At 59.1% G+C, this 13,675-nt stretch carries 16 protein-coding genes; 11 read left to right on the forward strand and 5 right to left on the reverse strand.

Features of this window, described 5'->3' with window-relative positions; genetic code table 11:
* Positions 1–64 precede the first annotated feature (64 nt).
* From holC to ACR809_RS22675, 3 genes are all read left to right on the forward strand, one after another.
* On the forward strand, positions 65–508 hold the full coding sequence (holC, locus tag ACR809_RS22665; RefSeq protein WP_002886953.1) for a DNA polymerase III subunit chi: 444 nt from the start codon (positions 65–67) through the stop codon (positions 506–508).
* A complete protein-coding gene (locus ACR809_RS22670) occupies positions 508–3,363 on the forward strand; it encodes a valine--tRNA ligase (RefSeq protein ID WP_065810556.1) in 2,856 nt (951 codons plus the stop codon). The genes holC and ACR809_RS22670 overlap by 1 nt, the downstream gene beginning before the upstream one ends.
* Before the next feature lie 120 nt (positions 3,364–3,483).
* Complete coding sequence (locus ACR809_RS22675; RefSeq protein ID WP_004152275.1) at positions 3,484–3,987, forward strand: GNAT family N-acetyltransferase; 504 nt, start codon at positions 3,484–3,486, stop codon at positions 3,985–3,987.
* Positions 3,988–4,256: 269 nt separating this feature from the next.
* Here the strand turns inward: ACR809_RS22675 and miaE are convergent, their stop codons facing one another.
* Both miaE and rraB read right to left on the reverse strand, forming a co-directional pair.
* Complete coding sequence (gene miaE, locus ACR809_RS22680) at positions 4,257–5,021, reverse strand: tRNA isopentenyl-2-thiomethyl-A-37 hydroxylase MiaE (protein ID WP_048269772.1); 765 nt, start codon at positions 5,019–5,021, stop codon at positions 4,257–4,259.
* A gap of 58 nt (positions 5,022–5,079) precedes the next feature.
* Positions 5,080–5,502 carry a ribonuclease E inhibitor RraB gene (gene rraB / locus ACR809_RS22685; RefSeq protein WP_002886947.1) on the reverse strand — a complete coding sequence of 141 codons (423 nt, stop codon included), beginning with the start codon at positions 5,500–5,502 and terminating at the stop codon, positions 5,080–5,082.
* A 98-nt stretch (positions 5,503–5,600) separates the two neighbouring features.
* Here rraB and argL point away from each other — a divergent pair, with 98 nt between their 5' ends.
* Together argL and argF are read left to right on the forward strand one after the other, a co-directional pair.
* On the forward strand, positions 5,601–5,696 hold the full coding sequence (gene argL, locus ACR809_RS22690) for a putative translational regulatory protein ArgL (protein ID WP_370736902.1): 96 nt from the start codon (positions 5,601–5,603) through the stop codon (positions 5,694–5,696).
* A complete protein-coding gene (gene argF / locus ACR809_RS22695) occupies positions 5,666–6,670 on the forward strand; it encodes an ornithine carbamoyltransferase (RefSeq protein ID WP_122051594.1) in 1,005 nt (334 codons plus the stop codon). The genes argL and argF overlap by 31 nt, the downstream gene beginning before the upstream one ends.
* A 61-nt stretch (positions 6,671–6,731) precedes the next feature.
* Here argF and ACR809_RS22700 read toward each other — a convergent pair whose 3' ends face one another.
* Positions 6,732–7,184 (reverse strand): YhcH/YjgK/YiaL family protein, encoded by a 453-nt coding sequence (locus ACR809_RS22700; protein ID WP_016529390.1) that lies wholly within the window; start codon positions 7,182–7,184, stop codon positions 6,732–6,734.
* A gap of 194 nt (positions 7,185–7,378) precedes the next feature.
* On the opposite strand from ACR809_RS22700, the gene ACR809_RS22705 reads away from it, so the two are divergent.
* The 5 genes from ACR809_RS22705 (at position 7,379) to ridA (ending at position 9,469) form a co-directional block, all read left to right on the forward strand.
* Positions 7,379–7,483 carry a pyrBI operon leader peptide gene (locus tag ACR809_RS22705; RefSeq protein ID WP_002886930.1) on the forward strand — a complete coding sequence of 35 codons (105 nt, stop codon included), beginning with the start codon at positions 7,379–7,381 and terminating at the stop codon, positions 7,481–7,483.
* Positions 7,458–7,517 carry a pyrBI operon leader peptide gene (locus ACR809_RS22710; RefSeq protein ID WP_227650304.1) on the forward strand — a complete coding sequence of 20 codons (60 nt, stop codon included), beginning with the start codon at positions 7,458–7,460 and terminating at the stop codon, positions 7,515–7,517. The genes ACR809_RS22705 and ACR809_RS22710 overlap by 26 nt, the downstream gene beginning before the upstream one ends.
* A gap of 2 nt (positions 7,518–7,519) precedes the next feature.
* Positions 7,520–8,455 carry an aspartate carbamoyltransferase gene (gene pyrB / locus ACR809_RS22715; RefSeq protein WP_002886928.1) on the forward strand — a complete coding sequence of 312 codons (936 nt, stop codon included), beginning with the start codon at positions 7,520–7,522 and terminating at the stop codon, positions 8,453–8,455.
* A 13-nt stretch (positions 8,456–8,468) separates the two neighbouring features.
* The gene (pyrI, locus tag ACR809_RS22720; RefSeq protein ID WP_002886927.1) at positions 8,469–8,930 is read left to right on the forward strand and encodes an aspartate carbamoyltransferase regulatory subunit; all 462 of its coding nucleotides are present in this window, start codon (positions 8,469–8,471) and stop codon (positions 8,928–8,930) included.
* A 152-nt stretch (positions 8,931–9,082) separates the two neighbouring features.
* Complete coding sequence (gene ridA, locus ACR809_RS22725; protein WP_002886926.1) at positions 9,083–9,469, forward strand: 2-iminobutanoate/2-iminopropanoate deaminase; 387 nt, start codon at positions 9,083–9,085, stop codon at positions 9,467–9,469.
* A gap of 72 nt (positions 9,470–9,541) precedes the next feature.
* Here ridA and mgtA read toward each other — a convergent pair whose 3' ends face one another.
* A complete protein-coding gene (gene mgtA / locus ACR809_RS22730) occupies positions 9,542–12,250 on the reverse strand; it encodes a magnesium-translocating P-type ATPase (protein ID WP_122051595.1) in 2,709 nt (902 codons plus the stop codon).
* A 145-nt stretch (positions 12,251–12,395) separates the two neighbouring features.
* Positions 12,396–12,611, reverse strand: coding sequence for a mgtA regulatory leader peptide MgtL (mgtL, locus tag ACR809_RS22735; protein WP_219620685.1), 216 nt, complete (start codon positions 12,609–12,611; stop codon positions 12,396–12,398).
* An 18-nt stretch (positions 12,612–12,629) separates the two neighbouring features.
* Here mgtL and treR point away from each other — a divergent pair, with 18 nt between their 5' ends.
* The gene (treR, locus tag ACR809_RS22740; protein WP_122051596.1) at positions 12,630–13,577 is read left to right on the forward strand and encodes a trehalose operon repressor TreR; all 948 of its coding nucleotides are present in this window, start codon (positions 12,630–12,632) and stop codon (positions 13,575–13,577) included.
* The last annotated feature ends 98 nt before the right edge of the window (positions 13,578–13,675 follow it).

Below are 13,675 nucleotides of genomic sequence, written 5' to 3' on the forward strand. Positions count from 1 at the left end.
GTAGGCCGGGTAAGCGTAGCGCCGCCCGGCTTTGCATTTAAATCCACAACAAGAAGCCCCATATATGAAAAACGCAACGTTCTATCTTCTGGACAATGACGCCACCGTCGACGGCCTGAGCGCCGTCGAGCAGCTGGTGTGTGACATTGCCGCAGAACGTTGGCGCAACGGCAAGCGCGTCCTGATCGCCTGCGAAGATGAACAGCAGGCGATTCGTCTCGACGAGGCGCTGTGGTCGCGGCCGCCGGAGAGCTTTGTGCCGCATAATCTGGCGGGCGAAGGCCCGAGAGGCGGCGCGCCGGTAGAGATTGCCTGGCCGCAAAAGCGCAACAGCAGCCCGCGGGATATTCTTATCAGCCTGCGGCTAAACTTTGCAGATTTTGCCACCGCTTTCACAGAAGTGATAGACTTTGTCCCTTACGAAGACAATCTGAAACAACTGGCGCGCGAACGCTATAAGGCGTACCGCATGGCTGGTTTCAACCTGAACACGGCAACCTGGAAATAATGGAAAAGACATACAACCCACAAGATATCGAACAGCCGCTTTACGAGCACTGGGAAAAGCAGGGCTATTTCAAACCGAATGGTGATGAAAGCCAGGAGAGCTTCTGCATCATGATCCCGCCGCCGAACGTCACCGGCAGTTTGCATATGGGTCATGCCTTCCAGCAAACCATCATGGATACCATGATTCGCTACCAGCGCATGCAGGGCAAAAACACTCTGTGGCAGGCCGGTACCGACCACGCAGGTATCGCTACCCAGATGGTGGTTGAGCGTAAGATTGCCGCTGAAGAAGGGAAAACCCGCCACGACTACGGCCGCGACGCCTTTATCGACAAAATCTGGCAGTGGAAAGCGGAATCCGGCGGCACTATTACCCGTCAGATGCGCCGTCTCGGCAACTCCGTGGACTGGGAGCGCGAGCGCTTCACCATGGACGAGGGGCTTTCCAATGCCGTGAAAGAAGTCTTTGTTCGCCTGTACAAAGAAGACCTGATCTACCGCGGCAAACGCCTGGTTAACTGGGACCCGAAACTGCGCACCGCCATTTCCGACCTCGAAGTGGAAAACCGCGAATCGAAAGGTTCCATGTGGCACATCCGCTACCCGCTGGCCGATGGCGCGAAAACCGCTGACGGTAAAGATTACCTGGTGGTCGCCACCACCCGTCCGGAAACCCTGCTGGGCGATACCGGCGTGGCCGTTAACCCGGAAGATCCGCGCTACAAAGATCTGATTGGCAAATTCGTGGTGCTGCCGCTGGTTAACCGCCGCATCCCGATCGTGGGCGACGAGCACGCCGACATGGAAAAAGGCACCGGCTGCGTGAAGATCACCCCGGCGCACGACTTTAACGACTACGAAGTGGGTCGTCGTCACCAGCTGCCGATGATCAACATCCTCACCTTTGACGGCGACATCCGCGAAAGCGCGGAAGTCTACGACACCAAAGGCAATGAATCCGACGTCTACTCCAGCGAGATCCCGGCGGAGTTCCAGAAACTGGAACGCTTCGCGGCGCGTAAAGCCGTTGTTGCGGCAGTTGACGCCCTCGGCCTGCTGGAAGAGATCAAACCGCACGACCTGACCGTCCCTTACGGCGATCGCGGCGGCGTGGTGATCGAGCCGATGCTGACCGACCAGTGGTACGTGCGCGCGGACGTGCTGGCCAAGCCAGCAGTCGAGGCCGTTGAAAACGGCGACATCCAGTTCGTACCGAAGCAGTACGAAAACATGTACTTCTCCTGGATGCGCGATATTCAGGACTGGTGTATCTCCCGTCAGCTGTGGTGGGGTCACCGCATCCCGGCATGGTATGACAACGACGGCAACGTCTACGTAGGCCGTAGCGAAGACGAAGTGCGTCAGGAAAACAACCTGAGCGCCGACGTTGCCCTGCGTCAGGATGAAGACGTTCTCGATACCTGGTTCTCCTCCGCGCTGTGGACCTTCTCCACCCTCGGCTGGCCGGAAAACACCGACGCCCTGCGTCAGTTCCACCCGACCAGCGTGATGGTGTCCGGCTTCGACATTATCTTCTTCTGGATCGCCCGCATGATCATGATGACCATGCACTTCATCAAAGATGAAAACGGTAAACCGCAGGTTCCGTTTAAGACCGTCTACATGACCGGTCTGATCCGCGATGACGAAGGCCAGAAGATGTCCAAATCCAAGGGTAACGTTATCGACCCGCTGGATATGGTTGACGGCATCACCCTGCCGGAGCTGCTGGAAAAACGTACCGGCAACATGATGCAGCCGCAGCTGGCGGATAAAATCCGCAAGCGTACCGAGAAACAGTTCCCGAACGGCATCGAGCCGCACGGCACCGACGCCCTGCGCTTCACCCTGGCGGCGCTGGCCTCTACCGGCCGCGACATCAACTGGGATATGAAGCGTCTGGAAGGTTACCGTAACTTCTGTAATAAGCTGTGGAACGCCAGCCGCTTCGTGCTGATGAACACCGAAGACCAGGATTGTGGCTTCAACGGCGGCGAGATGGTGCTCTCCCTGGCCGACCGCTGGATCCTCGCGGAATTCAACCACACCGTGAAAGCGTACCGCGAAGCGCTGGATAACTTCCGCTTCGATATCGCCGCTGGCATCCTGTACGAGTTCACCTGGAACCAGTTCTGCGACTGGTACCTGGAGCTGACCAAGCCGGTTATGAACGGTGGCAGCGAAGCGGAGCTGCGCGGGACTCGCCATACGCTGGTGACCGTGCTGGAAGGTCTGCTACGCCTGGCGCATCCGATCATTCCGTTCATTACCGAGACCATCTGGCAGCGCGTGAAAGCGATCTGCGGTATCACCGCCGACACCATCATGCTGCAGCCGTTCCCGCAGTACGATGCTTCTCAGGTGGATGACGCGGCGCTGGCCGACACCGAATGGCTGAAGCAGGCGATCGTCGCCGTGCGTAACATCCGTGCGGAAATGAACATCGCTCCGGGCAAACCGCTGGAACTGCTGCTGCGCGGCTGCAGCAAAGATGCCGAGCGTCGTGTGAACGACAACCGCAGCTTCCTGCTGAACCTGGCGCGTCTGGAAAGCATTACCGTGCTGCCTGCCGATGATAAAGGTCCGGTCTCGGTGACCAAGATTGTCGACGGCGCCGAGCTGCTGATCCCGATGGCGGGCCTCATCAATAAAGAAGATGAGCTGGCGCGTCTGGCGAAAGAAGTGGCCAAAATCGAAGGTGAAATTGGCCGCATCGAGAGCAAGCTGGCCAACGAAGGCTTTGTCGCCCGCGCGCCGGAAGCGGTGATCGCTAAAGAGCGCGAGAAGCTGGAAGGCTACGCGGAAGCGAAAGCGAAGCTGATTGAACAGCAGGCGGTGATCGCCGCGCTGTGATCCTCCCGCCCCTTGCCACCCGGCAAGGGGCGTTTTTTATGAAACATCCTCGCTTGCGCTTTCCCCTGTCGCGATGTTATTAACATCATCATTCGTCTTTTTTGGGTAATGAGTCATTGTATGAATACGAGCGTCCCCGCGGCGACGTTGCTGCGTCGCATTACGGCGGCAGACAATGCCGCCATCGCCAGGGTCATCCGCCAGGTCTCGGCTGAATATGGCCTGACCGCCGATAAAGGCTATACGGTCGCCGACCCGAATCTCGATGAGCTGTATGAGCTGTACAGCCAGCCGGGCTCCGCCTACTGGGTGGTGGAGCAAGAGGGGGAAGTGGTTGGCGGCGGCGGCGTCGCGCCGCTCGCCTGCAGCGAGCCGGATATCTGCGAACTGCAGAAAATGTATTTTATGACCAGCGCCCGCGGCCAGGGGCTGGCGAAGAAGCTGGCGCTGCTGGCGCTGGACTACGCCCGCGAACAAGGGTTTAAGCGCTGCTATCTGGAAACCACCGCCTTCCTGACGGAGGCGATCGGCTTATATGAACATCTTGGCTTCGAGCACATTGACGGGCCGCTGGGCTGCACCGGCCACGTGGACTGCGAAGTACGGATGCTGAAAACGCTGTAGCGCCTCGATATCGCAGGCGTCCCCGGTAGCGCTACGCTTACCGGGGCTACAGTTCGGTAGCCCGGCTAAGCGTAGCGCGAGCCGGGTATGTCCCGAATGGCACCTTACCCGTGCTCGCGGTGCCGTTTTTTTGTCGGGTGGCGGCTAACCTTACCCGACCTACGGCCCGTACCATTGCGAGCTGAAGCTCTCAACGCTATCTCTCCCCATGGCTACTGAAACTGCCGGTGTTAGTGGCTACCGGGGCTACAGGGCCCGAATATCGTGGGTTACGCCGCTACCGGCACACCGCTGTGAAAGCGGAACTCGGCCTCGGGACGGAGGATCAGCGCCGCTTCCGCCTCGCCGAGCTGGCGCACCCGCTCGCTGATATCTTCTCCGGCAATCTTCTGCGCCAGATCCAGATAGTCCTGATAGTGACGCGCCTCGGAGCGCAGCAGCGACAGGTAGAACTTTTGCAGATCGTCGTCCAGCCACGGCGCCAGGGCGGCAAAGCGTTCGCAGGAGCGGGCCTCGATATAGGCGCCGCAGATCAGCTTATCGATCAGCATCACCGGCTCATGCGAGCGCACTTCGCGCCGCAGGCCGCGGGCATAGTTGCTGGCGGTGATTTTGACATAGGGGATATCGCGCGCCAGCATCATCTCCCGCACCTGCCAGAAGTGATGCAGTTCCTCTTTAATCAATAAAATCATGCTGTCCAGCAGCTGGCGACCCCACGGGTCGTCGGTCTGCGGCATGGCGCTTTTGTTGATCCGTTTATGCAGGGTGACAAAATCCGGCTCCGGCCCCCGGCGGTAGGTGAAGTCTTCGTACGGCTTCAGGCAGGCCAACAGTTCGTCGGCGTCAGCTTTATCCGCGACGTAGCGACGCACCAGCAGCATGGCGTTCTGCGCCGCTTTCAGCTCGCACACCATGTGGTCGGTCAGCAGCAGCGCCAGGTTTTCCGGCTTGCGGGCTTCGTCAATCCACGCCTGCGGCGTCGGGCAGTGCAGGAAGTTGATAATCGGGGAAAGAATCTGCGGGTAATCCATGAAAGTTCCTTGCTATACGGCGGCAGGCGCCGCCGTATCCATCTACGACATTTGCGACTTAGTGGCGAACACCATCGTCGTCTTCATCGACATACTCTTCGTCATCGTCGTCGCCGTCTTCACCGTTCGGGTCCTCATAATAGGTGCCCCAACCGTCATACTCGACGTCATATTTTTCTGCCAGCGTCATCAGCTGTTCCACCTGGGCATCGATCAGGTCTGCGTTCAGCGCGCATTCGCTCAGAATATCGCAGCAGATGACCATGTCACCCTCTTCCACTTCCAGCTCTTCGGGCTCGGTCACTTCGTAGCCCAGCTTGAACGCTTCAACCGCCACTTTCTCCAGGGTTTCGAAATCGTCTGCAGAGAGGTGATGCTCAATCGTGTACAGTGCGTCCGGATCGCTGCCATCTTCCAGCAGCTCTTCGATAATCAGACGCGTCTCTTCACGCTGTTCTTCCAGGTGTTCCGGGTTTGCCATGGCTCGTTCCTCATAATGTGCGGCAGTTATCCCTATTGTCACATACCGCCGTCATTGCCTCCACTTCTCAGTGAAAGATTTCGATCACAGACTTGCAAATGAATATTCATACATATAAATTGAATTTTAATTCAATTAGTGGCCTATGCCAGGTGAGGGAACCATGTCTGCGTTTTACCAGAAGCATTTTTTAAAGTTACTCGATTTTACGCCTGCAGAAATCACCGCCCTGCTCGAGCTGGCGGCAAAGCTGAAAGCCGATAAGAAAAACAGTATCGAAGTCCAGAAACTGGCAGGAAAAAACATCGCGCTCATCTTCGAAAAAGACTCAACCCGTACACGATGCTCTTTCGAAGTTGCCGCATACGATCAAGGCGCCCGCGTGACCTACCTGGGGCCCAGCGGCAGCCAGATTGGCCATAAAGAGTCGATCAAGGACACCGCCCGCGTGCTCGGACGGATGTACGACGGCATTCAGTACCGCGGCCACGGCCAGGAAGTGGTAGAGACCCTGGCGCAATACGCCGGCGTGCCGGTGTGGAACGGTCTCACCAACGAGTTCCACCCCACCCAGCTGCTGGCGGACCTGCTGACCATGAAAGAGCATCTGCCGGGCAAAGCCTTTAACCAGATGACGCTGGTCTACGCCGGCGACGCGCGCAACAACATGGGCAATTCGATGCTGGAAGCCGCCGCGTTGACCGGTCTGGATCTGCGCCTGGTGGCGCCATCGGCCTGCTGGCCGGAGGCCGCGCTGGTGGAGACCTGCACCGCGCTGGCCAAACAGCAGGGCGGCAACATCACCCTGACGGAAGATATCGCCGCAGGGGTGAAAGGCGCCGATTTTATCTATACCGACGTCTGGGTCTCAATGGGCGAGGCGAAGGAAAAATGGGCCGAACGTATCGCCCTGCTGCGCGACTATCAGGTTAACAGCGCGATGCTGGCGCTCACCGGCAACCCGCAGGTCAAGTTCCTCCACTGCCTGCCGGCGTTCCACGACGACCAGACCACGCTGGGCAAACAGATGGCTGCCGATTACGGCCTGCACGGCGGCATGGAGGTGACTGACGAGGTATTTGAGTCGGCGGCGAGCGTGGTCTTCGACCAGGCGGAAAACCGGATGCACACCATCAAAGCGGTGATGGTGGCGACGCTGAGCAAATAGCCCCTCGCTCGCGGCTGTGTCCCGGATGGCACGGCGTTCATCCGGGATTCGGTTCGCCATTTTACGCCATCAGCATCTTCACCACCGCTTTGCGCACCTTCGCCGGGGCGCCTACGGCGCACAGCGGTTTATGCACTTCGCCGGGATAAAACACCACAAAGTCCCCTTCGTTAAGGATCACCGTTTTCTCCTGCTGGCCTTCGGCAAGAAAAGCGATGTCTTTCTCCGCCAGCCAGTCGGTCTGCGGCTCTCCTGGCGGCAAGGTGCTGAAGGTCATCCCCTCGCTGCCGCGGAGGACAATCTGGATATCGAGATAGCGAGCATGGTATTCCGCGCGGCGCGCGGCCTGCGGCTCGGTGGTGTCTTCGGAGATCAGATAAAACAGGTTGTCGCCGTCGATATCGTGTTTACCCAGCGGCGTCGCCTCGCTGACCTGAGCGATAACGTGTTCGATAGCCTCGCGCAGCGCGGCAGGCAGCCATGGCTGCAGATGGTGGATATTGCCAATAATCATTGCCAACCTCAAATATAAAACAGTATTTCATTTCTTTGTTTTATACCCCCATCGCGGCTGCCATACCAGTACAGTTTCACGCTTCTTTGCGCTGGCGCACTTTTCGACAGGCAAACGATTACCTGTTTGTGAATGAATCGCTTGATCGTCATAACGGTCTGCGTATAATGCCAGTCGTTTTGCCGGGAGGAAGCATGGCCAATTGCGTACGACATTCTGTCTTAGCGCGTCTCAATGCAGACGCTGGCCTGCCGTTTTTCTTTCCGTTGCTCATTGGATTCCCGAAGCCCCTTATTTAAGGGGCTTTTTTTTTGCCCAGGCGTCAGGAGATAAGCATGGCTAACCCGCTATATCAAAAACATATCATTTCCATAAACGATCTCAGCCGCGAAGACCTCGAACTGGTGCTGGCGACGGCGGCAAAGCTGAAAGCCAATCCACAACCCGAGCTGCTGAAGCATAAGGTTATCGCCAGCTGTTTCTTTGAAGCCTCGACCCGCACCCGCCTCTCTTTTGAAACCTCGATGCACCGCCTGGGCGCCAGCGTGGTCGGCTTTTCCGACAGCGCCAACACCTCACTGGGCAAAAAAGGGGAAACGCTGGCGGATACCATCTCCGTCATCAGCACCTACGTCGACGCCATCGTGATGCGTCATCCGCAGGAGGGCGCCGCGCGCCTGGCGACCGAATTCTCCGGCGGCGTGCCGGTACTGAACGCCGGCGACGGCGCTAACCAGCACCCGACCCAAACCCTGCTCGACCTGTTCACCATTCAGGAGACCCAGGGCCGCCTCGAAAACCTCAACGTGGCGATGGTCGGCGATCTGAAGTATGGCCGTACCGTCCACTCCCTGACCCAGGCGCTGGCCAAATTCAACGGCAACCGCTTCTACTTCATCGCCCCGGACGCGCTGGCCATGCCGCAGTACATCCTCGATATGCTCGATGAAAAAGGCATCGCCTGGAGCCTGCATAGCGCCATCGACGACGTGATGGCGGAAGTGGATATTCTGTACATGACCCGCGTGCAGAAAGAGCGTCTGGATCCGTCGGAATACGCCAACGTCAAAGCGCAGTTCGTCCTGCGCGCCGCCGACCTCGAAGGGGCGCGCGCCAACATGAAAGTGCTGCACCCGCTGCCGCGCATTGATGAAATCACCACCGATGTCGATAAAACACCGCACGCCTGGTACTTCCAGCAGGCCGGTAACGGCATCTTCGCCCGCCAGGCGTTACTGGCACTGGTACTGAATAGCGAGCTGGCACTGTAAGGGGGAATGAGAGATGACACACGACAATAAACTGCAGGTAGAAGCGATCAAACGCGGCACCGTGATTGACCATATCCCGGCGCAGGTCGGCTTTAAGCTGCTCACCCTGTTCAAACTGACCGAAACCGACCAGCGCATCACCATCGGCCTGAACCTGCCCTCCGGCGAGATGGGCCGCAAGGATTTGATTAAAATCGAGAACACCTTCCTGACCGACGAGCAGGTTAACCAGCTGTCGCTGTACGCCCCGCAGGCGACGGTAAACCGCATTGATGATTACGAAGTGGTGGGCAAATCCCGCCCGAGCCTGCCGGATCGTATCGACAGCGTGCTGGTCTGTCCGAACAGCAACTGTATCAGCCACGCCGAACCGGTTTCTTCCAGTTTTGCAGTGAAAAAACGCGCTGATGACATCGCACTCAAATGCAAATACTGCGAAAAAGAGTTTTCTCATTATGTGGTGCTGGCCAACTAAATGCGGTTGGTATTGGTGGTAGGCCTCCCTATAATGGCTACCACCCTACGCTTCGTCCTTCAGGCGGCGTCTGCGCCGGCGATACAGCGCTTACCGCCTGGCGGCAACCTGAATGATTTTGCGTAACATTACTCAGTTCATCTGGAGATAACATGAGCAAAACTATTGCGACGGAAAATGCACCAGCGGCGATTGGCCCCTACGTTCAGGGCGTTGACCTCGGCAGCATGATCATCACCTCTGGCCAGATCCCGGTCGACCCGAAAACCGGCAGCGTCCCGGAAGACGTGTCCGCGCAGGCGCGCCAGTCGCTGAACAACGTGAAAGCGATCGTTGAAGCCGCAGGCCTCACCGTCGGCGATATCGTCAAGACCACCGTATTCGTCAAAGATCTCAACGATTTCGCTACCGTTAACGCCACCTACGAAGCGTTCTTCACCGAGCATAACGCCACCTTCCCGGCGCGCTCCTGCGTTGAAGTCGCACGTCTGCCGAAAGACGTGAAGATCGAGATCGAAGCCATCGCCGTGCGTCGCTGATCGCTAACCTCGGCATGAAAAAAGGCAGCCAGTGGCTGCCTTTTTTACGTGGGTCATCCGAAAACGCGTCCCTCACTGCCAGCCGTAGCGGCGGCTGTAGAAGCCCTTCACGGCCTGGGTCAGCACCATATAGCCCGCCAGGATCGCTACCAGCCATGGGAAGTAGCTCAGCGGCAGGGCCTGCAGCTGCAGGTAGCTAGCCAGCGGCGAGAACGGCAGCGCGATACCCACCGCCATCACCACCAGGGTCATGGCGAACAGCGGCCAGGCGGCCCGGCTCTGAACGAACGGAATGCGCCGGGTGCGGATCATGTGCACAATCAGCGTTTGCGACAGCAGCCCTTCGATAAACCAGCCGGACTGGAACAGGGTCTGCATCTCCACGGTATTGGCGTGGAACACCCACCACATCAGGCCGAAGGTGAGGATATCGAAAATCGAGCTGATCGGTCCAAAGAAGACCATAAAGCGCCCGAGATCGGCCGGGTTCCAGCGCTGCGGCTTGCGGATCTGCTCATCATCGACGTTATCAAACGGGATCGCCACCTGGGAGACATCGTACAGCAGGTTCTGAATCAACAGGTGCAGCGGCAGCATCGGCAGAAACGGCAGGAAGGCGCTGGCCACCAGCACGCTGAAGACGTTGCCGAAGTTGGAGCTGGCGGTCATTTTGATGTACTTGAGCATGTTGGCGAAGGTGCGGCGGCCTTCGATTACCCCCTCCTCCAGTACCATCAGGCTCTTCTCCAGCAGAATGATATCCGCCGCCTCGCGGGCGATATCCACCGCGCCGTCGACCGAGATGCCGATATCCGCCGCGCGCAGCGCCGGGGCGTCGTTTATGCCGTCGCCCATAAAGCCCACCACGTGACCTTCACGCTTGAGCAGCGTCACGATACGCTCTTTATGCAGCGGCGCCAGGCGGGCGAACAGCGTGGTGCGTTTGGCCAGCGCCGCCAGTTCGTCGTCGCTCATGGCTTCAATCTGGCTGCCAATCACCACTTCGCCAGCATCCAGTCCCACTTCATGGCACACCTTCGCCGCCACCAGCTCGCTGTCACCGGTGAGGATCTTCACCGTGATGCCGCTGGCCTTCAGCGCCTTCAGCGCCGGGGCGGTGGTCTCTTTCGGCGGATCGAGGAAGGCGATGTAACCTTCAAGGATCAGGTCCGACTCATCGGCGCGCTGGTAGTCGCCTTCGCGGGCCGGCAGGTATTTGGTCGCCACCGCCACCACCCGCAGTCCCTGACGGTTCAGGGTATCGGTCACCCGGCGAATGCGGCGCAGCATGGTGTCGTCCAGCGGTACGATATCGCCGTTGTAGCGCACCTGGGTCGAGACGTTGAGGATCTCCTGCAGCGCCCCTTTGCAGATCAGCTGATGCGCGGCGTCATCCTCCTTCACCACCACCGACATGCGGCGGCGTTCGAAGTCGAAGGGAATCTCATCCACCTTCTGCCAGCGTTCCGCCAGCCCGCGGGCGGCATCCAGCTCAACCCCGTCCAGCACCGCGGTGTCGAGCAGGTTTTTCAGGCCGGTCTGGTAGTGGCTGTTGAGCCAGGCGGCATGCAGTACCCGCTCGCAGACCTTGCCGGAGACGTCGGTATGGTTCTCCAGCACAATCTTATCCTGGGTCAGGGTGCCGGTTTTATCAGTGCAGAGGATGTCCATCGCGCCGAAATTCTGAATGGCGTCGAGGTGCTTCACGATGACCTTTTGCTTCGACAGCTTCACCGCCCCGCGCGCCAGCGTCGAAGTGACGATCATCGGCAGCATCTCCGGCGTCAAGCCGACCGCCACCGACAGCGCGAATAGCGCCGCCTCCCACCAGTCGCCTTTGGTGTAGCCATTGATCAGCAGCACCACCGGGGCCATCACCAGCATAAAGCGGATCAGCAGCATGCTGACCCGGCTGATGCCTTTCTGAAAGGCGTTCGGCTCGCTATCCTGTTCACTGACGCGGCCGGCCAGCTGGCCAAACCAGGTGCGGCCGCCGGTGGCGAAGACGATGGCCTGCGCCGAGCCGCTCACCACGTTGGTGCCCATAAAGCACAGGGTGTCGCACTCCAGCGGGTTTTGCTGCAGCGGATCGCGGCTGCGGGCCACTTTCTCCACCGGCAGCGATTCGCCGGTCAGCGAGGCCTGGGCGACGAATAAATCCCGCGCCTGCAGGATACGCAGGTCCGCCGGGATCATATCTCCCGCCGACAACCGGATAATGTCGCCCGGCACCAGCTGGTCGATAGGCAGCTCCAGCCAGCGGCTCTCCCCCTGCTCGTTCACCACCCGCAGCACGGTGGCGGTGTTGCTCACCATCGCCTTCAGCGCATCCGCCGCTTTGGTCGAGCGCGCCTCCTGGATGAAATTGAGCAATGTCGAGATCCCCACCATCAGGGCGATAACCCCGGCGGCGAACAGATCCTCGGTGGAATAGGAGACGATGCCGAGCACCGTCAGCAGCAGGTTGAACGGGTTGCGATAGCAGGTCCACAGATGCACCCACCACGGGGAGGGCTTCTGCTCCGGGATCTGGTTGTCACCATGTTTGAGGATTTTCGCCGCCACTTCGCCTTCATTGAGCCCTTCAGGGTGGCTGTCAAAGGCGCGCCAGATCTCCTGGTCGTCCATCGCCGCCACGTTCAGGCAATGCTGACCAAGCGATTCAGGAATGGGGCCACTCGCCAGATGGCGGGCGTCCGGCAGCGGATCGCGCTGGACTAAACGACGTGGCAGATGGCGGCTAAGCTGCGCGAACAGCTGCCGGGTATAATTTTTCAGCATAAACAGTCCCTCCGCGCTCGCCAAAGCGAACGCAGCGTTGCCGACGGGCGTAGCAAAACCTACCTGTCAGGCATGTTATTTTTATGGCAGGGACATCAAGGACGTCACTGCTTTACGCTTTCCGGTAAAGCAGTGTTAAACAGGCTTACCGGAAAGAAAGGTTACTCCATCGAGGATGAGGAGTGGGATCGGGGTCCATAACTATCTCCGGTAAGTGAATATAAACGGCGCGAATTATAGCGCCCTCGCTGAGGATTGTGTGGCAATAATGGCGATGATAAACCCGCGCAACTAAACCGAACGTAAACCAGACTTTGCTCATTGCGGTTTGGTTGAGTAGCATTAGGCTCACTTCTACCATCCCTGACGAGAATTCCGCATGCAGAACCGGCTGACCATCAAAGATATCGCGCGCTTAAGCGGCGTAGGGAAATCGACGGTATCCCGCGTCCTTAACAACGAGAGCGGGGTCAGCGAACGGACCCGCGAGCGCGTCGAAGCGGTGATGCAGCAGCACGGTTTCTCGCCCTCCCGTTCCGCCCGCGCCATGCGCGGCCAGAGCGATAAAGTGGTGGCGATTATCGTCACCCGTCTCGATTCGCTGTCGGAAAACCTTGCCGTGCAGACCATGCTGCCCGCCTTTTATGAGCAGGGTTACGATCCGATTATGATGGAGAGCCAGTTCTCCCCGGCGTTGGTGGAGGAGCATCTCGGCATGCTCGCCCGGCGCAATATTGACGGCGTGGTGCTGTTCGGTTTTACCGGCATCGACGAAGCGATGCTCGCCCCCTGGCGCGACACCCTGGTGCTGATGGCCCGCGACGCTCCCGGCTTCGCCTCGGTGTGCTATGACGACGAGGGGGCCATCACGCTGCTGATGCAGCGGCTCTACGATCGCGGACACCGCCACATCAGTTTTCTTGGCGTACCGCACAGCGACGTCACCACCGGCGAACGCCGCCATCTGGCCTACCTCGCCTTCTGTAAAAAGCATCGTCTGACGCCCACCGCCGCCCTGCCGGGGCTGGGCATGAAGCAGGGATATGACACCGTCGCCAGCGTGCTGACGGCTGAAACCAGCGCCCTGGTCTGCGCGACGGATACCCTCGCCCTCGGCGCCAGCAAGTACCTCCAGCAGCAGGGTCGCGATGCGCTGCAGCTCGCCAGCGTCGGCAGCACGCCGCTGATGAAGTTTCTCCACCCGGAAATCTTGACCGTCGATCCGGGCTATGCCGAGTCCGGACGCCGGGCCGCCCGGCAGTTGATCGAGCAGATCGCCGGCAGCATCGATCCCCGCCAGATCGTGATTCCCGCCGCCCTCAATTAATCTCGCTCGGGCGATTTATGTGATCGTCGCCGGGTTTCGGGAACGTTCCCATTTTGCAAATTAAGCGGAACGGTTAGGATGCCCTCAAGGTAAAAACG

The sequence above is a fragment of the Klebsiella sp. CD33 genome (genome assembly GCF_051992865.1).
GTDB classification, from domain to species: domain Bacteria; phylum Pseudomonadota; class Gammaproteobacteria; order Enterobacterales; family Enterobacteriaceae; genus Klebsiella; species Klebsiella pneumoniae.

Excerpts from the sequence above, each read along its gene's own strand:
- holC (WP_002886953.1), top strand. The coding sequence starts at position 65 with ATGAAAAACGCAACGTTCTATCTTCTGGACAATGACGCCACCGTCGAC.
- ACR809_RS22670 (WP_065810556.1), top strand. The coding sequence starts at position 508 with ATGGAAAAGACATACAACCCACAAGATATCGAACAGCCGCTTTACGAG.
- ACR809_RS22675 (WP_004152275.1), top strand. The coding sequence starts at position 3,484 with ATGAATACGAGCGTCCCCGCGGCGACGTTGCTGCGTCGCATTACGGCG.
- miaE (WP_048269772.1), bottom strand. The coding sequence starts at position 5,021 with ATGGATTACCCGCAGATTCTTTCCCCGATTATCAACTTCCTGCACTGC.
- rraB (WP_002886947.1), bottom strand. The coding sequence starts at position 5,502 with ATGGCAAACCCGGAACACCTGGAAGAACAGCGTGAAGAGACGCGTCTG.
- argL (WP_370736902.1), top strand. The coding sequence starts at position 5,601 with ATGAATATTCATACATATAAATTGAATTTTAATTCAATTAGTGGCCTA.
- argF (WP_122051594.1), top strand. The coding sequence starts at position 5,666 with ATGTCTGCGTTTTACCAGAAGCATTTTTTAAAGTTACTCGATTTTACG.
- ACR809_RS22700 (WP_016529390.1), bottom strand. The coding sequence starts at position 7,184 with ATGATTATTGGCAATATCCACCATCTGCAGCCATGGCTGCCTGCCGCG.
- ACR809_RS22705 (WP_002886930.1), top strand. The coding sequence starts at position 7,379 with ATGGCCAATTGCGTACGACATTCTGTCTTAGCGCGTCTCAATGCAGAC.
- pyrB (WP_002886928.1), top strand. The coding sequence starts at position 7,520 with ATGGCTAACCCGCTATATCAAAAACATATCATTTCCATAAACGATCTC.
- pyrI (WP_002886927.1), top strand. The coding sequence starts at position 8,469 with ATGACACACGACAATAAACTGCAGGTAGAAGCGATCAAACGCGGCACC.
- ridA (WP_002886926.1), top strand. The coding sequence starts at position 9,083 with ATGAGCAAAACTATTGCGACGGAAAATGCACCAGCGGCGATTGGCCCC.
- mgtA (WP_122051595.1), bottom strand. The coding sequence starts at position 12,250 with ATGCTGAAAAATTATACCCGGCAGCTGTTCGCGCAGCTTAGCCGCCAT.
- mgtL (WP_219620685.1), bottom strand. The coding sequence starts at position 12,611 with ATGGTAGAAGTGAGCCTAATGCTACTCAACCAAACCGCAATGAGCAAA.
- treR (WP_122051596.1), top strand. The coding sequence starts at position 12,630 with ATGCAGAACCGGCTGACCATCAAAGATATCGCGCGCTTAAGCGGCGTA.